Annotated in this window: 16 protein-coding genes and 1 pseudogene; 13 read left to right on the top strand and 4 right to left on the bottom strand. The window is 49.0% G+C overall.

Annotated elements, in window-relative coordinates; genetic code table 11:
• Nucleotides 1-16: 16 nt before the first annotated feature.
• Together CX664_RS27440 and CX664_RS12425 are read right to left on the bottom strand one after the other, a co-directional pair.
• Nucleotides 17-144 (bottom strand): annotated as a pseudogene (locus CX664_RS27440) (glycosyl transferase); the annotation flags it as partial.
• 502 nt (nucleotides 145-646) lie between these two features.
• Nucleotides 647-1405, bottom strand: a complete 759-nt coding sequence (locus tag CX664_RS12425) for a hypothetical protein (RefSeq protein WP_101747042.1) — start codon at nucleotides 1403-1405, stop codon at nucleotides 647-649.
• A 426-nt stretch (nucleotides 1406-1831) separates the two neighbouring features.
• On the opposite strand from CX664_RS12425, the gene CX664_RS27435 reads away from it, so the two are divergent.
• Together CX664_RS27435 and CX664_RS12420 are read left to right on the top strand one after the other, a co-directional pair.
• Nucleotides 1832-2098, top strand: coding sequence for a hypothetical protein (locus CX664_RS27435; protein WP_241693506.1), 267 nt, complete (start codon nucleotides 1832-1834; stop codon nucleotides 2096-2098).
• Nucleotides 2099-2179: 81 nt separating this feature from the next.
• Nucleotides 2180-3097, top strand: coding sequence for an alpha-amylase family glycosyl hydrolase (locus CX664_RS12420; RefSeq protein ID WP_241693505.1), 918 nt, complete (start codon nucleotides 2180-2182; stop codon nucleotides 3095-3097).
• A 94-nt stretch (nucleotides 3098-3191) separates the two neighbouring features.
• Here the strand turns inward: CX664_RS12420 and CX664_RS12415 are convergent, their stop codons facing one another.
• Nucleotides 3192-3653 (bottom strand): hypothetical protein, encoded by a 462-nt coding sequence (locus CX664_RS12415; RefSeq protein WP_101747041.1) that lies wholly within the window; start codon nucleotides 3651-3653, stop codon nucleotides 3192-3194.
• Nucleotides 3654-4144: 491 nt separating this feature from the next.
• The gene (locus CX664_RS12410) at nucleotides 4145-4573 is read right to left on the bottom strand and encodes a hypothetical protein (RefSeq protein ID WP_101747040.1); all 429 of its coding nucleotides are present in this window, start codon (nucleotides 4571-4573) and stop codon (nucleotides 4145-4147) included.
• 265 nt (nucleotides 4574-4838) lie between these two features.
• Between CX664_RS12410 and CX664_RS12405 the strand changes: the two genes are divergently transcribed.
• The 11 genes from CX664_RS12405 to CX664_RS12350 form a co-directional block, all read left to right on the top strand.
• Nucleotides 4839-6383, top strand: coding sequence for a hypothetical protein (locus CX664_RS12405; RefSeq protein WP_101747039.1), 1545 nt, complete (start codon nucleotides 4839-4841; stop codon nucleotides 6381-6383).
• 250 nt (nucleotides 6384-6633) lie between these two features.
• Complete coding sequence (locus CX664_RS12400; protein WP_101747043.1) at nucleotides 6634-8274, top strand: hypothetical protein; 1641 nt, start codon at nucleotides 6634-6636, stop codon at nucleotides 8272-8274.
• A gap of 138 nt (nucleotides 8275-8412) precedes the next feature.
• Complete coding sequence (map, locus tag CX664_RS12395) at nucleotides 8413-9207, top strand: type I methionyl aminopeptidase (RefSeq protein WP_101747038.1); 795 nt, start codon at nucleotides 8413-8415, stop codon at nucleotides 9205-9207.
• Between the two features lie 2 nt (nucleotides 9208-9209).
• Nucleotides 9210-11921, top strand: coding sequence for a [protein-PII] uridylyltransferase (gene glnD / locus CX664_RS12390; RefSeq protein ID WP_101747037.1), 2712 nt, complete (start codon nucleotides 9210-9212; stop codon nucleotides 11919-11921).
• 630 nt (nucleotides 11922-12551) lie between these two features.
• The gene (gene corA, locus CX664_RS12385) at nucleotides 12552-13505 is read left to right on the top strand and encodes a magnesium/cobalt transporter CorA (protein WP_101747036.1); all 954 of its coding nucleotides are present in this window, start codon (nucleotides 12552-12554) and stop codon (nucleotides 13503-13505) included.
• Between the two features lie 291 nt (nucleotides 13506-13796).
• Nucleotides 13797-14282: an aminoacyl-tRNA deacylase gene (locus CX664_RS12380; protein WP_101747035.1), complete on the top strand. Its 486-nt coding sequence runs from the start codon at nucleotides 13797-13799 to the stop codon at nucleotides 14280-14282.
• Between the two features lie 319 nt (nucleotides 14283-14601).
• Nucleotides 14602-15933 (top strand): branched-chain amino acid transport system II carrier protein, encoded by a 1332-nt coding sequence (gene brnQ, locus CX664_RS12370; protein WP_101747033.1) that lies wholly within the window; start codon nucleotides 14602-14604, stop codon nucleotides 15931-15933.
• A 541-nt stretch (nucleotides 15934-16474) separates the two neighbouring features.
• Entirely contained in the window at nucleotides 16475-17596 is a 1122-nt protein-coding gene (locus CX664_RS12365; RefSeq protein ID WP_180966482.1) for an ATP-dependent zinc protease family protein, read from the top strand.
• Nucleotides 17597-17865: 269 nt separating this feature from the next.
• On the top strand, nucleotides 17866-19398 hold the full coding sequence (locus CX664_RS12360; protein WP_101747031.1) for an inactive transglutaminase family protein: 1533 nt from the start codon (nucleotides 17866-17868) through the stop codon (nucleotides 19396-19398).
• Nucleotides 19399-19410: 12 nt separating this feature from the next.
• Entirely contained in the window at nucleotides 19411-20415 is a 1005-nt protein-coding gene (locus CX664_RS12355; RefSeq protein WP_101747030.1) for an alpha-L-glutamate ligase-like protein, read from the top strand.
• 1223 nt (nucleotides 20416-21638) lie between these two features.
• A partial coding sequence (locus CX664_RS12350) for a hypothetical protein (protein WP_219622177.1) occupies nucleotides 21639-23852 on the top strand: 2214 nt, incomplete at its 3' end.

Here is a 23852-nt window from a genome sequence, read left to right as displayed (position 1 = left end):
ATCTTCTTCACCGCATCATATCGTTAAAGACACTGGTCCTCATGGAGAATTCACCCGCCAGGGGATAACGAAAGCTGTCCAGATATTCGAGTACTCCATCGGCCCAAGGATCTTTTTCAGCGCCCGCAAAAGGGGCGTAAGTAGTTGGCCAAATGGAATCGTATATTTCTGGCTAAGTGGGCAGTTACTATGCAAGGCGCAACGTAGGGAGCATAGCCGTAGCTATGTGACCGGAGTTGCAACGCCGCAGAGTGACTGCCCACTTAGTCAGAAATATATGATTCCATATGGTTAGCTACTTAGTCATGATGATCCAGAAGGGAGCCATCAAGGTCAGTAAAAACCAGTATCCTCGGCGTTGTTGCTGCCATCAAAAAACCATCCGCTCAGCCAAAACGTTGTTGATAAAAAGAGGCATTTTGCAATCATTCAATAACTCCGTTTATCACTTGATCTTGAATGCGTTAATACGACGCAGTTCCCATGCCAATGTTACAAGGCACAACTCATGTCAAGAAGGTAAAGAGTGAGAATCAGAGGTTTATTGCTATTTCAGGAGAGGCATTTTGCAATAGCAGGTTCCGGTTTGCTTCTTCCGAAGCTTTCTTTATAGTCGACCCAATCGTTGGGTGAAACCCGCTCTTATTTATGACTTCTGCTTGATAGATCGAATGAATATACCCATTTCCCTTTTGGGGTTAGGGTCAGTAGATCTACAGATTATCAACATACCTTTCTGGAGGCTGTCTTCATTGCGAAAAAAGAACAGCGGAGAGTAGCTGGTACGGGCATTTGCCTTTTTCAGTCGTTTCATCACCCTCTTATGCGCTACATCCACCACGTCAACTGATCCGGCTGAAATGAATAAATCACCGTTAAGCAGACCGGAATATTCGCCCCATTTGTGTTGATCTTTTATTAAATGATCGATCCAGGGGTATTTGTGCATACTGGTGAGTATTTTCACACTTTCGATGACTTCAGATAATTTACAGATTTTGATATCTACACGATTAACATTGTCATAGAAATGAGTTAGTTCATGGCTTGATTGCTCTGCTTCATCTCGGCTATTGACCTCCTGAAATTTCAACCGCGGGTATTGAGTGATAACCTCTAAGATAAATCTTTTAAGAAAGTCTTTATGACTTTCGCCCAGTGCTCGTGTAATACAGAGCGGCTCTTCAATGGTGGCGGCTCCAGGGTATTCGGATATCAGACGCTCAAACAATGCTTTAACACTCTGCTTCTCTGCTTTGCCACCATGGTGAAGTTTGATATAACTCAGTTTTTCCATGACCAGACTTACCAGGCCTGACTTACTGAGAACGGCTTGAGCATCAGCTGGAGGGCCGGGTTTAAGGGCAGTATCAAGTTGTAATGAACCTGCTGGTGGGACATTCATTTTTTCTTCCTGTTATCGGGGTGCACAATACACAAATGTTCATGACGATGGTTTGTCACCCTCTGTCATGAAAGCTTTAGCCACAGAGTCACGGAGACACAGAGGAAAAGCGTTTTTCTGTTCTCCGTGTCTCTGTGCCTCCGTGGCAATTTTCTTTCACGGCAAAAGTTAAGGGCTGCAATCATGGTTATTAAATGACGCATATTGCAAAAATTGCCATGTGTAATTTTTGACCATTATTACAAAAAATAGTTCAATGCCCTAAAGTAATATATCTCTAAAATTTTTAGATAATGGGGTATTTCACTATCATATACTCGAAAATGTGACTGAATAATATGCCAACGTTACATGGCACAACTCATGCTCCTGGTATTAAGAACGTGAATCAAAACTCCATAACGCTGCTATTTCAGGAGAGGCATTTTGCCAAGCTATCCCCCTATCTTTGCGTCATTTCATCAATCGCTATCCAGGCTTCTTCACATCCCTTATGGCGATCAATCGGATGACCTCGCCAGTATTATCGTCCGCCGGGTTGAGCACTTTCTGCACAACCATAAACCGAAAAGCTTTGCCGCCTGGTCAGAGCAGGATATCTATCTGATCACTTATGGCGACAGCCTCACAGAGCATGGGAAACCACCACTGAAAGACTCAGTGAATTCCTTGGCAGGCACATCCGGCAGCTGATCTCCACCGTGCATATAAGTAGTTAACCCTGCCCTTGGTGACTGGAATAACGTCAGGGCCATCGCTGAGCGCTATCGGTTAATGACCGACCTGGTTATCAACCACGTATCCCGGGAAAGCCTGTGGTTTGCGGATTTTGTCAGCGGCATCCAGCCCGGGCGGGACCACTTTATTGAGGAAGATCCATCCACAGATCTAACCATGGTCACCCGCCCCAGAAACTCCCCCCTGCCGGTTCCCACCCAGACACGCCGGGGAACCCGCCACGTCTGGGCCACCTTCAGTGAGGACCAGATCGACCTTAACTTCAAAAACCCGGATGTACTGATAAAAATGGTCGATATTGTGCTTTTCTACCTTGCCCGGGGCACCAGCGTAGTGCGTCTTGATGCCATAGCTTTCCTATGGAAGAAGCTCAATACAGCCTGCGTACATCTGCCAGAAACCCACGCCATGGTAAAAGTAATGCGGCTGATTATTGAACAGGTCCGCCCCGGTGCATTACTGATAACCGAAACCAATGTACCTGACCCGGAAAACTTCAGCTATTTCGCCCGGGGCGATGAGGCGCATCTGGTGTACCAGTTTGCACTGCCGCCACTGATACTCCATGCACCGAACCGGGGCACAGAAAAATACCTGGCACACTGGGCAAGGGCATTACCGGAATACCCTGAGGGTTGCACAACACTGAATTTCACCGCCTCCCATGATGGCATTGGGCTGCGACCGCTTGAAGGGCTCGTCCCCGACAGTGAAGTCGCTGAACTGGTGGACAGCATGCACCGTTTTGGCGGGTTCGTCAGCGTGCGCACACTACAGGATCAAAGCGAAAAACCTTATGAGATCAATATCTCTCTATTATTGGAATTCGCCGAAAAGAGCGCTGTTTTCACCCGAACTGCCCTCAGCAAATCATTGATATCGTGCCGGGCATTCTGGCCTTTTCCAGGACTGAGCCCAAAACAGGCAGAAGTCTGGTTGCCATTCATAATCTGACGTCAACTCATTTGGACATAAATGCAAAAAAATACCAAGGATGGCTTGACCTGCTTAGCAGCAAGACCTTTACCTCTGAACATTTAAAGCCCTATCAGACTCTACTTGCCCTATCTGCGGAATGCTGATGATCAGAAATTTCAACCCGGGTATTGAAGGCCTCTGATTGACTCGATGCCACACTGATTGATCTGCTTGCCAGAGAACTTTCCTGTATTGTGCGGCGACGTTCATCGAGCAAGAAAATAATACTCCCTGCTAAAAAGCCCATGATGGCCCCCATGATTGGCTGCGGAGTATCGTCCGAGTACGTTGGTATAACCCCATCCCGTTTCCAAAGGTAATTACTCAGTGACTCACCACCTATCCCCAGGGCTACACCAGCGGAGATAATGGTTAACCCCCGCCAGACAGTTTTTGCCTTGTCTGTTCGGTACCAGGGAGTAGCAGTCTGGCGTTCATTGCCAGAACCACTTGCATCGCCTGCTCCCTCTGATGTGACAGGAATATCAATTTGTGCACTGCCAGTGCCGGTAATATGGGTTAAAGGGTTCATATTGAACTCTCAAAATTAGAAATTTATTGTATTAAAAGAAATTTTTTTATTATTGATCACACATTTTGACTTTGGATAATTGAAAAAGTTCACTAATGAACTTAAGGGAGCGGTAAAAAGGTACTAACTGAACGTCAATAGCATCACTGCCTGCAGAAAAGCTGGTACGGATGCTAATTTCAATAGCCGCATCATCCGGTCATCCGTGAAGCTGCAGATGGCTTGACCCGGATGTTTCATAAACTGCCCCGAATCTCGCGAAGGACTTTGTCGCTCTAAGGGATTTTGTGAGGGAGCGCCGTACCGGGGAGTACGGTCGACTGAACAAAACTCCCTTAGAGTGGCAGAGGACAAGCGAGAGCGGGAGCACGTTTATGAAACATCCGGGTTAACCCCAATTGAGGTAACGCCCCTGATAAACCGGCGCAGTAATTAACGAGCTACAGCAGGCGGACCGTCAGTGTTTACTTCCAGACTCAACGGGACGCTGATCACCAGAGATTTTCCTTGGCAGTGATGACATTTGGCTGACCTGGTACCATGCTGATCGATCTGTTCTCAATACAAGTATGAATTGCAACATACGCCTCGGTTAAACAGGCCTGGTAAGCCCCTTGAGCAAAACCCAGGACTGCTCCACCCAGGAATGGCTGCGATATATTGAACGGGTACAATGGCAAATGCCCATCCCGTTCATCTGCGAAGTAACTACTCAGTGCCTCACCGCATGCATACACTGCTGTATTCACGGAAACAATGAACAGGCCCCGCCAGAGGTGCTTTGGCGCTATGGTTCTTAAAAAGGCATTAGCAAGGCTTTCATTGCCAGAGCCATTTACATCGATTTTCCCACCTGGACTGGCACGAATATCAGTTTGAGGGTCACGTGTAATAATTCGACCGGCTCCATTATTGATCATAATGAACTCTCCAATAATTATAAGTTTTTAATATTAAAAAAGATCAATATACTATTGATTGAACTTTTGGACTTTTGGACTTTGGGCAATTGAATAAGTTCATCAATAATCATGAGCAAGCAATAAAATCGCACCATCTAAATTTGGACAACACCTGAATAACTCTTTAACAAAAAAAAATCACAGCCAAAAAAACGGAACTATATTCTTTCACCATGGTCAATATACCAGTTGAATAATTTTTTAACTTTTCAGAGCTTTTAAAATGAACAGAGCTACTGGCAGCATAATATGCTGTGCAATATTTTTTGCTTTTACGTCTTTCCACACTGTTTCGGCAAGCAGTACCTTACGGAGTGACCCGACCCGGTTTGAGCAATACCATGGGCAACAGGTATCTCCCAGTCACTATTACGAACAGGCTCCAGGATCTGACGCTGATGCAGTATTCCCACCGGTTATCAGTGTCACTCCGGAAAAAAGTGACGAATTGACTATCAACCTTGCCAACAAAACAGAAATCGAGAAACAGTATATACAGGCCTTTTATTTGAGAGGTGAGCGTGATGGTGACATCCTGCTGAAAACCATAAACGATCTTGGCCGCAGCCTGAGAGACTTAACCACCGTTGCCTCAGAGCTCCAGAAAATTTCTGACGAAAGCATCCTTCAACCAATACCCGTCAGGGAATTTCTTGACCATGTGAGAACCTTCACACAGGAATCAAACCTGTTCCTTCAAGACGTAAACAACCTGGAACATTTCCCCACCCTCAGGCCAGACATAACTGCGGATCCCGACAGTGAGGTTGATATGCTCCCGCTGGTTCATCAATACCAGTCAACCTTGCGCAGGCTTGATACCCGGATGAGCGAGCTTCATTTCAATATCGTTTTGCCCAATGGCGTCCTTCATCAGCAGCTCGGAATCAGTAGCGACCAGCTCAAGTCGATGTCACTGTATACTGCAGAACAGATCGCTGATATGAAACGTAATGCCTTGCAGCTACGGGCCATGCGAACCCAGGATAAGCGAGTCATTGATGAAGGGATCAACCGGTTTACCAAAGATGCCATTGAAACCTTTATAGATACCTTCGGTACGTCAGAGAGATACAGAACCATTTCCGACCGGGAAGGCAGCAAAAGAGCCAAAGAGATGTTGATCGATGCATTCTGGGCAAGATCTTACATTCGTGCCACCTATGGTATTCAGATTGGGTGCATCCCGGTTGAATATGACAAGCGTATTTTCAATCTGGATTACTACCTGAACGATATGACCGTTGGTGCTGCACCCATTTATGATCAGAATAAGCTCATGCGTTACGCCAATCTCGCTCAGGAAGCAATGTTAACCATTGAAAATTCCGCCAGCAAAAAGTGGTTATCTGTCAGTTCATGGGTTACCTGGTTGGGCGGCAAATCCAATGAGATGGACACCAAATATTTCATTATCGCCCTGATTAAAAAAGATATTGATGAAGAACTGGCCATCAGTCGCTCAGGCGGCCTGAGAAAGGTTCGTGACGGATATCGTCAGCACTACCTCAGTTCAGACATGGCAAGAGCCCTCTACCAGGCAAAAGCAAAGCAGGTTTTCAGCTCATCAGAAGATGACGATGATATTGAGAGCGACGTCATGATGGTTGAGGCTGGCACACTCAAAGGAGCTGTTGCCATGTGCATCAACGCTCTGGAAAACCAGGAAAACCGTCTCGACGAAGCCAGAAAGCTGCAAAGCGTGGTTGATATGCTGACCAGGGACAACGTCTTTGCTGATCGCAGAAAAAGACGACAGCTCTTTTAACCCGGATATTTCATAAACTGCCCCGAATCTCGCGCAGGACTTTGTCGCTCTAAGGGATTTTGTGAGGGAGTGCCGTACCGGGGAGTACGGTCGACTGAACAAAATTCCCTTAGAGCGGCAAAGGACAAGCGAGAGCGGGAGCACGTTTATGAAATATCCGGGTTGAAACATCAATACAAAGCAATGAGTATCTGTGACGGGATACTCATTTTCACAATAAACTCACTAAATGTTTTTGCAGGTTGATGTGATGGCTATCAAAAAGCAACTTGTGTATGTGGCTTTGCTGCTCATACTTTTATTTTCAAAGCCATACACCTCTTATGCCGTGCCTTTTCTTATTAACAACCATTGCCTGCAAGTGTCTGCTCCGAGGATAACAGCAAGCCAGTCATGTCCCGGACACGTTATCCCTGCCGACCAAACCCGCAACCTCCACTCTGAAGAGTTAAGATGTTCGGCCAACCACTATACCCATGTTCGCTTACCGGAATCCTTTGACGAAGAAGCATGGCAGGACTTGAAAAATATCAGCCGCCACGATGCGGCAGATATTTTGCGGCAACAGCCGTCACCAGCCTGGAAAGGTGTTATTAACTACCGCACATACCTTCACTGGAATTGGCAGGAGTGCCAGCTGGTCACCGATGCACATCACTGTGGTTCTTACCATGTATGTGAAAAGACATACCTGCCCACCTCGGACGGTGGCATGAAACAAGTCGAACATTGCCATTGGAAGGCAAAAACCTGTTACGCCGATATCACCATGCACGAAAGCCGTTACTGTCAGGATGGTGAGGGAAAAATGGTCTTTGACGTTGAGTTTCTGAAAAAAGACAAAGCCCGCTGGAGCCCTGATTCCCCCGGCTTTATTGACCGTCTTGCCAATGGCTATGATCTGCTACCGGGTGAAGAGGAAGTGGTCACTGTCAGCAATCTGAAAAACATCGCGCGTACCTCACAATCTGCCAGATTAGCGCCAACCCTGTTTATTGAAGACCCCAAAAACGAGTACATCTTCAACGAGCATATCCACAACCCGCAACCGGATAGCCTTTCCTGTCGCTTCAAGGGTGAAGACGAAGTCAGCTTTACCGTAACCACACGAAAAAGAATTGCTTCAGACTCTCCCAACGCTTTTTCGCTTCCCAAAACTTTTGACAACGAGCAGATTGACCCACTGGTATGGCAGTCGGCCCCTGGTCTGGATGGCTCAAGGCAAGAGAAAGGCTACCCATTCATCATGAGGGCTCAGGACTTCTCTGCCGCAGCACTCAACGAGGTATCAGAAGATGTCACTGAAAAGCTGAAAAATATCATCGTCAGAGTCCAGCTCTACGAACCCTCCATATTTGGCGACAGATTGAAGTCCACTATTTATATAGATGAAGCAAAAGGTATTCAGCAAACATTGAACGCCATTTCCAGCGACCAGAAAATTCGACGGTCCACGCTTTGGGAGTTCAAACTGAAAAATGGTGATAACCCTGACAAAAATATTTACCGGAGTTATGTGCCCACACTGTTCTACTACCCCGGAAAAATCTTCCTGTCCAACGAGGCCCTCAGCTACGACGACCAGCTGGCTCCGAACACAATTTACACACTGAAGTTAACGGTTTATCAGAAAAACCTGCCTTTCTACCATCAGTCCTGCGAATCCGATCCTGACGCCTGGGATTGCCAGTGGTATACCTTGTGGGGGCTCTTCAGTTCCAAGCGCTATGAAGATAATTATTTTTCCAAGAAAAGCCTTGACGTCAGGTTCAGGTCAAACCCCAAAGTAGACCAGAGAACCTGGCTATCTTCTTTCTGGCACTTGGTCAGATATGCCCAAATTGCAGTACCGGTAGGGGCTGTGGCTTTATCGGCATCTTACCTGCTTTAGGACTTAAACGCAGAAGTCACCGCTCGTTTTGAGCAACACCTGACGGATATAATATTGTAAATACTTCGCTAGGGGATTCTGGTAAGATAATAAGAATTATCATTTGACTTTCGCATCTTTAAGTGGCCTGACCTGACAATGAATGTAACCATCAAAACCCCTGAAGAAATTGAAAAGATGCGCATCGCTGGCCGTCTGGCCGCTGAAGTGCTGGAAATGATCGAACCCCATGTGCAGCCCGGCGTCTCAACCGGCGAACTGGATAGCCTATGCCATGATTATATTGTCAATGTGCAGAAGGCAATTCCTGCCCCATTGAACTACGGCGCAGCCCCGGGCAGACCCGGCTTCCCCAAGTCCACCTGCATTTCCATCAACCAGGTCGTTTGTCACGGTATTCCCAGTGACAAAAAATTTCTGAAAAGCGGCGACGTTGTCAATATCGATATCACTGTGATCAAAGATGGCTACCATGGCGATACCAGCAAAATGTTCCTGGTTGGTGACGTTCAACCGTTTAACCAGAGGCTGGTACAGGTGACTCAGGAGTGCCTCTATCTGGGTATTGAGCAAGTGCAACCCGGCAACCGTCTAAGTGATATCGGTCGTGTAATTGCCAGACATGCCCACGGCAATCATTTCTCAGTTGTCGAAGAGTACTGCGGCCATGGCATTGGCAGTGTGTTCCATGAAGATCCACAGGTCATCCACTATGAAGGTTATAACGACAGAAATGACTGTGTCCTGCAAGAGGGCATGACATTTACTATCGAACCAATGATCAATGCTGGCAAGAAAGGAACCAAACTTCTGGGCGATGGCTGGACAGCAGTAACCAGAGACCGGCGCCCTTCTGCCCAGTGGGAACACACCATTGCTGTAACCGCTACAGGCTATGAAGTGCTCACCAAACGAAAAGAAGAAAACTTCTAATAATGAGCAATCCGTTTCAGAAAATCCCAGCCTCTGTTCAGGACCATCTTTTCAACAAGAGTCAGTTCCGGGCGGACTTAACAATTTCCAAAACCCCGATTCCGGCCTATAAGAAATGCCTCAAGGAAGCCACATCCAAAATGGATCAATGGTTTCTGGATGGTATGGATATAGAGCAACTGGTATTTGCCAGGGCATGGTTGATGGATCAGATTCTGCGCCTGGCCTGGGAACATCTGAACTGGAGTGACAGCTGTCCCATTGCCCTACTGGCCGTTGGCGGTTACGGCAGAGGGGAACTGCACCCCGGATCCGACATTGACATTCTGATACTGCTGGAAAAAGACCATTACCATGAGCACCAGGATGCGATCGAACATTTCCTGACTTTACTCTGGGATATCGGATTAAAAGTCGGCTCCAGTGTCCGCTCCCTTGATGAGTGTGCCAGCCAGGCCGCTGACGATCTGACCATCATCACCAACCTGATAGAGTCCCGGGTGATATCCGGTCCGGCATTTCTGCACGAACACCTGTTGGACCTGATTGACACTGAAAATATGTGGCCCAGTCAACGGTATCTTCAGGCAAAATTCGATGAACAACGTAAACGACACCGTAAATATAATGATACCGAATATGATCTGGAGCCAAATATCAAGGGTTCACCGGGCGGCCTTCGGGATCTGCATATGCTGGGATGGGTGGCCCGTCGCCACTACGGAACTCATGATCCCGCTGAGCTTATGGAGCTTGGATTCCTCAGCAATGTTGAATATCAGCAGCTGCAGAGGTGCCGGGCATTTCTCTGGAAAATCCGCTGGGCACTGCACTCCCTGACTGGGCGGGGAGAAGATCGTCTGCTGTTCGACCACCAGCGAACGCTGGCCAGCCAGTTCGGTTATCACGACCACACAGGCGCTTTGGCGGTAGAGCAGTTTATGCAGAGCTACTTTCGCACGGTTATGATTGTCAGCCAGCTAAAAGACCTGCTGCTGCAACATTTTGACGACGATATCCTCAGCGCAGGCATCGTTCATAAAGTTCATGCCATTAATGAACGCTTCCAGGTATGCAATTACTATATTGAAACCGTCCACGATAGAGTCTTTGCCGAATACCCGCCCGCTATTCTGGAGATGTTTGTGCTGCTCACCCGGGATCAGACAATCCACGGTCCCACCGCTGAAACCATACGACTGCTGAGAGATTACCGCCACCTGGTAGACGGTACTTTTCGCAAAGACCCACGATGCACAAGACTGTTTCTGGAACTCATGCGTGCCCCCTATGCTTTAACAGCGTCGTTAAGAAGGCTGGCCCGCTACGGCATACTGGGTCGTTACCTTCCGGAGTTTGGTCGCATCATAGGGCAGATGCAGTACGATCTTTTCCACACACTCACGGTGGATGCCCATACCCTGTTATTGATAAAGTACCTGCGAAGTTTTTCCTATCAAAAGAGCCACCCGCAGTTTCCTATTGCCTCAAGAATCATCCATAGAATTCCCAAACCGGAATTACTTTATCTGGCAGGCCTTTACCATGATATCGGTAAAGGCCGTGGAGGCGATCACTCCCAGCTCGGTGCCGTGGATGCACAGCAGTTCTGTCGTGTTCATGGCCTGAATAAGGAAGATACTGCGCTGATTGTCTGGCTGGTGCAGGAACACCTGACCATGTCCGTCACCGCTCAGAAAAAAGATCTGTCCGACCCGAAAGTGATTCAGGACTTCGCCCGACGTGTCGGTACCCGGGAACGACTGAAATACCTTTACCTTCTCACTGTAGCGGATATTAATGCCACCAATCCCGGGCTTTGGAATGGCTGGAGAGCCTCTCTGTTGCAACAGCTTTTCTCGCAAACCCACCAGCTATTGAAACGGGGCGTTGATAATCTGCCGGAAATGAATGAGCAGATCGCCAACACCAAACAACGGGCAATGGCTCTGTTAATCGAACAAGGCTTGAAAGAGGAAGACATATCCTATCTCTGGGATCAGTTTAATGATGAGTATTTTCTCCGTCATCAAAGTGATGAAATCAGCTGGCAGACCGAAGGTATTCTCCAGCATGACTCAGAAAAGCCGCTGATCGTGATTCCGGAAATTGCCGATGGTTATGAGCACCAGGGGTCAAGCGTGTTTGTCTATACCCATGACCAGTCCAACCTGTTTGCCGCCACGGTAGCGGCGTTTCATCAACTGGGACTGGCCATTCAGGATGCCCGTATCATTACCTCCAGAAGTAACTACAGCCTTGATACCTACACCGTGCTTGAAGAAGATGGCTCTGCCATCGGGCCCAATGCCGAACGGATACTGGACATCAAAACGCACCTGCAGAATACCCTGTCTGCACCGGACACATTCCCGGACCTTATTCGCCGTCGAACACCACGGCAACTGCGCTATTTTAACCGGGAGCCTGCGGTGCTGATCAGCAACCAGATTGAACCCAGGCAAACAGTGCTGGATATTACCGCCACAGACCGCCCCGGACTGCTTGCCCTGATCGGCAAAACCTTCGCCAGACTGGATCTGCAAGTACACGGTGCCAAAATTGCCACCTTTGGGGAAAAGGTCGAAGACAGTTTTATCATAGCTGACTGTAATGGTGAGGCCATTCAGGAGGCGGCGAGCTGTAGCGAGATATGCAGTGCATTAATCCGTGTACTGCGTGAAGCGTCAAGCCATGATGCCATTACACCGTAAATAGCCTGCACACTGCCCACACAGAATGAGGGTGTTGCGAAAGGCCTTAAAAAGAAGGGAACCACAAAGGCACAAAGACACAAAGTTTTTTTCGGGCTAGCCTGAGCTACGCTCAGTAAACAAAAGAGGCTTCCTTTGTGCCTGTGTCTTTGTGGTTTAAAGCTTTTATACCTTTTGCAAACACTCACTGAATGTGTGCAGGTTGTTCAGCCCCGTAACCTTCCTGATACTGCCCTGGCAGGTTAAGTAGTTAACCAAATGAAATCATATATTTCTGACTAAGTTGTCAGTCACTCTGCGGCGTTGCAACTCCGGTCACATAGCTACGGCTATGCTCCCTACGTTGCGCCTTGCATAGTAACTGCCCACTTAGCCAGAAATATACGATTCCATTTGGCCAACTACTTATTAGCACCTGGCACATTCCCACTATCCTAATAGAAGTCAATTATCGTACAATCCCTCCCCTTTTTTGTTACCAAACGGTGCAACCCTCTGAAATCTGAAATGACAATATCCTCCGTTGTTTTTTAAAATATTCAGGGTCTGGTCGTTCAGATAGATAATTTGGTGGCTGGCACTATAACTTCGAGTCGGCCAATCTATTTCGTTATCAATAAGGCAGTAACTATGATCTTTGCCTATAGTGCTCAGGATGACCAGTTTTCCATTGACCGGGTGACGCCAGATTTCCCGTCGGCCAAGGGCACTATATGGCTGGAAGCAACAGAGCCGGACAGTGCTGAGCACCAATGGTTAACAACCCATTTCCCGGGCTGCCTGCCCGAAGAAGAAGATCTGGGAGAGATTGAAATTTCCTCCCGCTACTTTGAAACCGAAAGCGGTATTCATATTCGCTCCCTGTTTCCCCACAGGTCCGGCCACGAGCTGAGAAATATTAACGTCGCATTCAATCTCAGACCCGATAAACTGATCACCCTTCAGGATGAGCCCACCGGTTTATTCAGGCTGATGCGCAAACACCTTAAAACCCAGCATATCAAGGCAACAACGCCTCTGGAGGTGATCATTGCGCTGTTTGATGCCAAGGTTGAATACCTTGCTGATACTCTGGAAGAAGTTTACGAAGACCTGGAAGAAGTCAGCCAGAATGCGCTGTCAGAGCAGTATAAAGATGTTGATGAGCAGCTGCGCACCATCACACTTCAGGAGGACCTGAATGGCAAAGTCAGGTTGAACCTGCTGGATACCCAGCGCTCACTTCGTTACCTGATGCGTGCATGCAGCCACATGCTCAATGATCAACAGAAAGACAATATCAGGGATATGCTTCGGGATATTGAATCCCTGACACCACACACCGGCTTCCTGTTCGAGAAAATCAACTTTCTGATGGAGTCCACCATGGGCTACATCAATCTTGAGCAGAACAACATAATCAAGATTTTCTCAGTGGCCGCCGTTATGTTCCTTCCGCCGACACTGATTGCCAGTATTTACGGGATGAATTTCAAAATCATGCCAGAGCTCTCGATAGAGTTCGGCTATCCAATTGCACTCGGACTGATGTTGTTGAGCGCGTTAGCCACCTTTCTGTTTTTTAAACGTAAAGGCTGGTTGTAAGTAGTTAACCAAATGAAATCATATATTTCTGACTAAGTTGTCAGTCACTCCCGGCAACTGCTCCTGCGTTGCTCTATCTCCTGCATCCATGCAGTCGTGCGGCGTTGCAACTCCGGTCACATAGCTACGGCTATGCTCCCTACGTTGCGCCTTGCATAGCAACTGCCCACTTAGCCAGAAATATACGATTCCATTTGGCCAACTACTTAATACCGATAGCCACTGAAATACAACCATCAGCGGCTATACTCCTTTCACCTCAAGCCAAAATTTACTGGGGTGATTTCCATCATGAGCATTGCCAACACAGTTTACGATTACCTTGCCAGACAACATATTCCCTATCAAACCATCCGACATCAACCCAGCAAAAGTTCCGTGCAGAGCGCCATCGCCGCCCGGATTCCATTGCACCAGCTGGCCAAGGCAGTGGTCCTGAAAGATAGTCTTGATCACTACCTGATGGCCATTTTACCTGCGGCCAACCGGGTCAATATTCACCAGGTGAGCCAAATCACCAACGCAAAACTGCAGTTCGCCACAGAACACGAACTGAACTCCAAGTTCAAAGACTGCGAACCCGGAGCCATTCCACCCTTTGGTGAACCCTACAATATGCCAGTGCTCTGGGACAACCGGCTGAGCCAAAGCCCGGATGTTTTCCTGGAAGCCGGTGATCATGAAACCCTGATCTGCCTGTTGCAGGAAAGCTTGCAGCAAATCAGCAATGATCAGCCCCATGATGACCTTTGTTCAGCACCACCGGGAAATCATTAAATGATTGCCGCCACGCTGTTCGGGCTCGTCGACTGCCCTGCTACCACTTTCACAGATAGCGTCCATACTGATAGCAGGCAGCTGGTTAGGAACTGTCCTGAAATAATTTCCACATTTCTGAGTTTCAAAACTACGTTCGTACTGAGCTTGTCGAAGTACGGTGGCACCATCCTTCGACAAGCTCAGGATGAACGGGGTGTACGGTTATTAACGCTTTTCTGCATTAGGAGCCTGTCATCAGAAAAGCTATTCAAGTAAGGTAATTAAGGAGCCGATCCCGGTAAAACATCAATAATCGGGGATCCCGGAAGCTGAAGATATGAAACAAAAACTGAGTTTACAGAATATTGTCGGTATGGGGTTTATGGTATTTGCCATGTTTCTCGGGGCAGGAAACCTGATTTTCCCACCCATGGTGGGACAACTGGCAGGTCAGGATATGTGGTATGCCGCTGCGGGCTTCCTGCTTACCGGCGTCGGCCTGCCACTATTGGGCATTGTTGCCATCGCCAGAGTGGGTGGCGGATTCAACGAAATCAGTGGCGAAATGCCCAGAGCCCTGATCATCGCCCTTGGCTCCTGCATTTACCTGATTATTGGCCCCCTGTATGCCGTTCCAAGGACCGCCCTGGTCTCTTTTGAAGTGGGAATCACACCGTTTCTGGCGGAACCCGGCAAGCTCAGCCAGCTGATATTCAGCCTGATCTTTTTCAGTATCTCCTGGTATCTGTCTATCCGGCCCGGAAAACTGCTGGAGTCGGTAGGCGAACTGATCACTCCGGCATTAATTGCCCTGCTGGTCATTCTCGGCCTCTCACCCATTTTTTCACCGCTCGGCATTCCCGGGCAGGCCATGGGAACTTATACCGAATCACCGGTTATCAAGGGATTCCTTGAGGGTTATATGACCATGGATGCCCTCGCAGCACTGATGTTCGGCATTGTCATCATCACCAATCTCAAGTCCCATGGTATTAAAGATAAGTCCAGCCTGTTTCGTTACAGTATCATTACCGGCATCATCGCAGCGGCCGGGCTTGCCCTGGTGTACCTCTCTCTTTTCTACCTGGGAGCCACCAGCCGGGAGATAGCCCCCGATCCGGACAACGGCGGGCAAATCCTGACCCTTTATGCCGAGACACTGTTCGGAACCACCGGGATAGCACTGCTCGCGGCTGTGGTCACCCTGGCCTGCCTGACTACTGCCATTGGCTGTATCACCGCCGCCAGTGAGTACTTTGATGAAATGTTCGACAGGGTCAGCTATCGAACCATCGTCACCATCATCAGCATTGTCTGTATCTTTTTTGCCAACATGGAGTTAAACGAGATTATTGATCTTTTTATTCCGGTACTGCTGATTCTCTATCCAATCTCCATAACGTTGATTTTCCTGGGGCTTATTCGTGACTGGCTGCCCAGGCCCGTCCTGACTTACCGGGCCACACTGGCGGTCATTTTCATCTTCAGTATCATTGATGTTCTGCGGATAAAAGAGTTTGCCGCGCTACAGCCTTTTCTACAGCCCTTTAGCATGATTCCCGGCTTTGAAGCACACATGGTCTGGGTAATTCCGTCTCTGGCTGTATTAATCATTACCGTTCTAATTGGCCTGTTCCTCAAACCCGCATCGAACTGTCAAGCGCCGTAATAAAACAGTTACAACCATTGTGCCCGGATAGTCTGGCTATCCGGGCGAGCTTATTTAGCGGCTACCAGTCTCAAATGTAAGTGGTTCTTTAAAAAAAGAGTTATTTTCAACACATCCCTTTTTCTTACTTTGAACCCGTTAGGACACAAATGTTCATGACGATGGTTTGTTACCCTCTGTCATGAAAGCTTTAGCCACAGAGTCACGGAGACACAGAGGAAAAGCGTTTTTCTGTTCTCCGTGTCTCTTTGCCTCCGTGGCAATTTTCTTTCACGGCAAACATTCGGCTCCCGTCACATCTCAGAATTTAGTCAAGATTAACAATTGGCAAGCGAAGGCAGATCAAGTAAGCTTCCTCGCTTTTAGTTGCCAATACTTCAGCCACTATCACCGGACTCCTTCAGGCACTACGGTTTTGTTGATGACAGGCAACCGCCATGGCTGCACGCATAAAATGTGTGCGCCTTCAATAGTCCCCAAAAAACGTAGTGCTTGTCACATGTTCCGCAACTTGGCTCTGCCTGCTTTATTTGTTTTAACCATGATTTTAACCGGATGCCAGACAGCTTTTTATAAAGAGCGTCCCGCCAGGGACGATTCTCGTACTACCCAACCCGTTCCGGTTCCGGAGACGTCGGAACACCCCATGGTGCCAGCAAAGCCCGAGGCACAAACAAAGCCTCCTGCCGACACCCATACGATTACCATTCGTGAGCAGACCATCCAGACACCGGCTCACCAGGATGGCCTGCTCGTTCTTGGCATCAACGAAACCGCTACCCTGCCAAACCTGAACCTCAAAATGGAGGCAAAGCTGGATACTGGCGCGGAAAACAGTTCCGTGGATGCCAGAGAGATCCAGTTTTTTGAGCGTGATAGCAAAAAGTGGGTCAGGTTTGAGCTCCATCGTACGTCCAAAGGGACTGAGCTGATGGAGTTACCGCTGAAAAGTGTCACCCGGATCAAACGTCCGGGGCTCCCATCGGTGGAGCGCCCGATTGTCATGATGACCATAACCATCGGTGACATTACCCAGTCAGTGCCTGTTTCACTGACTGATCGCAGCAACTATGAGTCACCGCTGCTGATCGGGCGCAGCTTTATGCAGGATCTGGCCGTTATCGACGTCAATCAGAAGCATATTGCCACTAAAACGGTGATCAGCTCCAATAACCGTAAAGCCCTGGTTCCCGTTACCCAGAAATCCTACACCAGGGCGATCATCAAACCGGTCAGCATTAAAGGTCTGGTCACCGTGGGCGCTGTTGAACATATGACGCTGCCTGATGCCGATACGGTCCTCAAAGCCCGAATTGATACCGGTGCCCTGACCTCATCCATTGATGCACGGGAGATTGAGTTTTTCGAAAAAGATGGCCAAGACTGGGTTCGCTTCCGATTGGCAAACTCCACTGGTGATCTTATCTCCATGCAGGAGCCGGTCACCCGGTTTGTTCGGATCAAACGTCATGGAGAAGAGCCTGAACGACGCCCGGTGATCACGTTGAATGCCAGCATTGGTGACATCCTTGTACCGACACAATTCACTTTGCGCAGCCGGGAAAACTATGAATTCCCGGCATTGATCGGTGCCCGTTTCCTTGAGAAACGAGCGCTTGTGGATGTATCCAGAGAATACACAGCGGATACCAAACAGCCCTGAGCGGCATACAGCCTAGCACACCATTTCAATGAGTTTGGTGTGTACCATCTCCGTTCACCCTGAGCGGAGTCGAAGGGTGATTGGCACAGTCTTTATTCAGGGCACGGAGTTTACGCCCTTCGACTCCGCTCAGGACGAATGGAGTTTGAGCGTCATTGATAGAGGGAACCCATCCTGTACATTGAAACCATGTACTAGCCGGGCACAGTTTAGCCAGGCTCCCTTATATCAACTGAACCCAAGATAGACAGTTAAAAGCGAGGAAAAGAATGAAAGGTCGTTTTCAGCTTGGCCTTATGATTGCCGGACTGATTGTCGCCGGCCTTGGATTAACCCTGTACAAACACTTTGCACTGGGTTTTCCGCTATTGGGCAAGGATGTCTCTACTGTCTGGAGTATTGAAGCCTGGGTGAGCTTCAAAGCCCGGGGACAGGCTGCCCAGGCAAGCCTGACCCTTCCGGATCAGCAGTCCGATGTAAGAATTCTCGATGAATCCTTTGCCTCACCCGGCTATGGCATTAACCAGACCAACGATGGCGGTCAGCGCCGTGCGGTCTGGAGTATCCGCAAAGCGGATGGTCGCCAGGATCTGTTTTATAAGGTTAAGATCCGTCTGGAGCCCGGCATCAACCCCAACGTGCATGACCAGCCCGAACCGTTCATTGCGCCCGTGCTGCCCGAACCCTATCAAACCGCCGCCAAAAGCCTGTTAAAACAGGTGACTGAACACTCAGCAGACACGGTCAGTTTTGCCGACACCATGATCAGCCAGTTTAATGCCAAAGAACCCGGCCAGAACACCAATATGCTGCTCGGCATGGTGGAAGAAGGGGTTAAGCTTCCGGACTTGCTGGTCAATCTACTCCATATGGGTAATATCCCCGCTCGCATTGTCCGGGGCCTGCACCTGGAAGATGGCCGACGCAGACAACCCATTATCGACATGATAGAGGTGTATGATGGCACCGAATGGCAGCTCTTTGATCCCAAAACCGGTAAAGCAGGCAATCCGGACGCCTTCTTTCTCTGGCAGCGCGGGGCCAAATCACTGCTGGATGTGATGGGCGGGGTTAACTCTGACGTCCGGTTCTCTATCATTTCCCAGAATGCCCCGACCCGGGAGCTGGCACTCACCCAGGCAAACCAGGATGGTGCTGCCTTAATAGACTTTTCCATCTACTCCCTGCCATTGGAAGTCCAGAACGCCTTTAAGATCATTCTATTGATACCGATCGGGGTATTGGTTGTGCTATTTATGCGCATCATCGTTGGTCTGCGCACCTCCGGCACCTTTATGCCGGTGCTGATTGCCATGGCTTTCCTGCAAACTCAATTAATACCCGGGCTGGTGATTTTCACCTCCCTGGTATCCATTGGTTTATGGATACGATCTTTCCTTAGTCAGCAAAACATGCTGCTAGTGGCGCGGCTGGGGGCTGTCATCATTGTTGTCATTCTGATCATGGCCGCCATGAGCATCTTCAGCTGGAAACTGGGCATTACCCAGGCACTGACGGTCACTTTCTTCCCGATGATCATTCTGGCATGGACCATTGAGCGGATGTCCATCCTCTGGGAAGAAGAAGGCCCCGGCGATGTCGTGAAAGAAGGCGGCGGCAGTCTTCTGGTAGCCACCCTGAGTTACCTGTTGATGTCCAACCCCATTGTCGAACAGCTCACCTTCAACTTCCCTGAACTGATGCTCACCTTGTTGGGCATTGTTCTGCTGCTTGGTCAGTACACTGGCTATCGACTGCTTGAACTCAAGCGGTTCTATCCACTGGTTCATTCGGATAAGTAGAGGTCGGTTTCCATGGGATGGTTAACAAGCCTGGTGCACAACACGCTGACAAAAAACTCAATTACCACACCCTCCCGGCTCAGAGAGTCCGGGATACTCAGCATGAACAACCGCAACCTGAATTATATCTCCCGATATAACCCCAGACGCCTCATGCCCCTGGTGGACGACAAACTGACCACCAAACGCATGGCCGAGAAAGCCGGTGTTGATGTACCAAAACTGATTGGCGTGATTGAATACCAGTCCGATATCCGCAAGTTAAAAGGCATTCTGGAACCACTGGAGAAGTTTGTTATCAAACCGGCCAAGGGCAGTGGCGGCAAAGGCATTCTGGTGATTACCGGCCGTGATGGTGATCGATACGTCAAGGCCAGCGGCGACAGCTTATCCTTTGACGCCATTAGCCGTGATGTGTCCAATATTCTCGGCGGTCTCTACAGTCTGGGCGGCAAATCAGACGTCGCCGTTATCGAAAGCCTGATCGTCGCTGACCCCATTTTTAATGACTACAGCTTTGAAGGTGTACCGGATATCCGCGTCATTGTGTTCCGGGGCTTTCCCGTTATGGCAATGATGCGTCTGGCCACCCGGAAATCCGATGGCAAGGCCAACCTGCACCAGGGGGCAGTCGGCGTCGGCCTGGACATGGCAACCGGCAACAGCCTGAGAAGTGTGCAGCATGATTTGCCGGTCAGCCTTCATCCGGATACGGGCCACAATTTCTCAACCCTCAATGTGCCCCACTGGCATAAGATATTATGCCTGTCGGCTACCTGCTATGAGATGACCAACCTGGGCTACCTGGGTGTCGATCTGGTGCTGGACAAACATCTTGGCCCTCTGATTCTGGAGCTCAACGCCCGACCGGGGCTGGCGATTCAGATTGCCAATGGCCAGGGGATCGAGCCCAGGCTGAAAATGATTGAATCCCTGCGCAAGCATGACCTGCCTATTGAAGAACGGGTTGCTTTTTCACAGCAGCATTTTGGCCTGACCACTGCACCAGAGCGCTGATTCCCCAATGGCTGATGAGCTGTCCTGAAATAATTTCCATATTTCTGAGTTTCAAAACTACTACATGGTTTCAATGAGTTTGACGGGTTGTCGTGCCTCCGCACTCCGTTCGTCCTGAGTGCTGAGCTTGTCGAAGCATCGAAGGACCCATAGGGCCTAAAGGCGGAAACTCCGGACTCTGATAGATCGTGCCAAGCACCCTTCGTCCGTGCATCCTGAGCGGAGCCGAAGGACGCTCAGGGTGAACGGAGATCGTACACGTCAAACTCATTGAAACCATGTACTACGTTCGTCCTGAGCCTGTCGAAGGGCGTGAACTCCGGCCTCATGTATTGTGCCAATCACCCTTCGATGCTTCGACAAGCTCAGCACTCAGGATGAACGGAGATCGAGTCCAAAATGTGGAAATTATTTCGGGACAATTCCTAATACCAATTCCGCCTTCTAAATATGAGATCGAGCAAGTCATTTTGGACAGCTGGGCAAGGCGGAATGACGAGTAATAGCAGGGCTATTGCGAGGAATTCCAACGAAGATCCAGCTGTTCAAAATGGCTGCGCAGTTCATATTTAGAAGGTGGAATTGGTATAAGTAGTTGGCCGAGAATAGACTGCCCTGCTGATCAGGAATACTTCTTTTTTGGGCGGTTGATGGGTTGGTTTTCGATGGTGCAAAAAAAATGGTTAATGGATAAACGACGATGTGACTTTTTATACCCTAAAATAAAAAAAATAACTCAAAAATTTTACGTCACTGCATAGACGAATAGGAATACAAAATTACATCTGAATAAACGGCCATCAATAAGCTAGAAGGATTAAAACGCTACTTTTTTCGCTAATTTTAATTAGTTTTACCACCATTCAAGTATAAAGATAACACGACACTTTTAACGTAGGCATCGCGTCCACTAAAAAAAATATAACCCGGGAACTTTTACGTCAATGCATAAACGAACAAGGGAGTGCGCCGTCATTTTTTGTGCGCTTTCTAATGTACTGTTATGCACTACTACATCATTTCAAGGAGATTGACGTGTACCAACTCCGTTCATCCTGAGCGGAGTCGAAGGGTGTTGGCACGATCTATCATGGCCCGGAGTTTGCGCCCTTCGATGTTTCGACAAGCTCAGTACTCAGGACGAACGGAGTGCAGAGGCTTGTGATAACTACAACCCGTCAAACTCATTGAAACCATGTACTACAACAGCAGGAGTCCTGTTTATGATTCAGCAATCCAATCAGCAACCCATTCAGCAATCAATTCAGCAACCAATTTGCGACAGCGCTTCCCAATGTTCAGGGAATGGTGCCGAATATTCCTGGCTCGGCCATGGCGTTGCTGTTTCTAAAGCATTTGTGAAATCATTGATTCCAATGGAAGACCCTTGCCTCAGTTTCAATTCCCGCAAAGCAGTGAAAGATCTTTTGCGACTGGCCACAACAACTATCCTGCCGTCGAGTTCCATCCTTTTCATGGCGAAAGATATGGCCAATGCCTGGTCCGGGAGCGGTTTGTCCGGGGCGGATGCAAAACCGGAATTACCACAGACATCAAAAGAAACCCGGGAAGAGGCTCAGGAAAAAGAATCCGGCTCGAAAACCGTACCCCTTCAACAGCCATCCACGGCCCGCGATCAAGGGAGTCAGGGAGCCAAAGGACTGCTTGCCCTTGGCACGCTGGCCAGCTCTTTTCAGTATGCGAATTCGCAATCCATTGCCATTGATGATGCAGAAGCCCTGGATAAGATTGGTCGAGATCCCGCCTATCCACTGAACGGCAAATATCGACAGACAGCGGATATTGTTGTCACTAAAGACTATCAATCCATTGGCAATGATACCCACCCATTCACCGGTGATTACGATGGGCAGTGCCGTACCATCAGCGGCCTGCCTGACTGTTTAGTTGATACTCTGAAACAAGGCAACATCACTCACCTTGGCTTTACTGATACCCATATAAATTCAACGAAGACGACCGGGTTGGTAGCCTGTACTGCCGATGGCACAGTCAGTGATATCCGGGCCGAAAATGTTCATATTTCCACCTCGGGTGACGATGCACACGCCGGCATTGGCGCGGGCGTGGTTGACGGTGGAGGAACGGTTGCCAACACCATGGCGGTGAACAGCAATGTCAAAACCGAGGGTCGGCTTGCAGACGCCGGCATCGGGGGGGGTGAGGTTAAAGGAACGGTTGGCAACATAATGTCGGTGAACAGCACGGTCGAAACCAAGGGTGATTTTGCACACGCCGGCATCGGGGGGGGGCAGGTTAAAGCCGGAGGAAAGGTTGGCAACACCACGGCGGTGAACAGCCATGTCACAACCGAGGGTGACCGTGCATACGCCGGCATCGGGGTGGGGGGGGTTAAAACTGGAGGAAAGGTTGATAACACCACAGCGGTGAACAGCACGGTCGAAACGGTGGGTTGGCGTGCAGAAGGCGGCATCGGCGGGGGGCGGGTTGACGGAACGGTTGCCAACACCGAGGCGGTGAACAGCCATGTCACAACTTCGGGTTATGCTTCATTCGCCGGCATCGGTGGGGGGGGGGTTATAGGAACGGTTGCCAACACCACGGCGGTGAACAGCCATCTCACAACCGAGGGTGAACATGCATACGCCGGCATCGGGGGTGGGTACAATTTAGGAACGGTTGCCAACACCACGGCGGTGAACAGCCATCTCACAACCGAGGGTGAACATGCATACGCCGGCATCGGGGGTGGGTACAATTTAGGAACGGTTGACAAAACCACGGCGGTGAACAGCTTTGTCAATGGCCATAAAAAGGATTTTGGATCTATCCCCAATGATCAGCTTCTTTGCCAAAATGCAGACCCACGTGTGTTAACAGCCAATTGCTCTTCGAGAACTGAATTTCGGGATGCGTTGGATTTATCGGTTTGTCCGGTAAATGCCGCTACAGTGTCAACAGACGCTACAGAATCAACAGCCGCTAAAGAGTCAACACCCACTACAGCATCAACACCCATAAAGATTAATGATGCAGAAACCCTGGGCAAGATTGGCCGACATCCCGACTATCCACTAAACGGTACCTATCAACAGACAGCGGATATTGTTGTCACTAAAGACTTTCAATCCATTGGCAATCATACCCATCCATTCACCGGGGAGTTCTATGGGCAGTGCCGTACCATCAGCGGCCTGTCTGACTGTTTTGTTGACACTCTGGAAGGCAGCATCAGTGACCTTCAGTTTACTCGTGCCAATATAACAAATTCCGCGAAGCCGACCGGGTTAGCAGCCTGTGTTGTTGATGATACTGGCACAGTCAGTAATATCCGGGCGGAAAATATTCATATTCTCACCAATGGTAAACAAAAATACGCCGGCATCGGGGGGGGTGAGGTTAAAGGAATGATTGCCAACATCATGGCGGTGGACAGCACGGTCGAAACCGTGGGT

The sequence above is a fragment of the Endozoicomonas acroporae genome (assembly GCF_002864045.1).
GTDB lineage: Bacteria > Pseudomonadota > Gammaproteobacteria > Pseudomonadales > Endozoicomonadaceae > Endozoicomonas > Endozoicomonas acroporae.
Note: the sequence above shows the minus strand (reverse complement) of the source record. Positions and strands in the feature narration are given on the sequence as shown.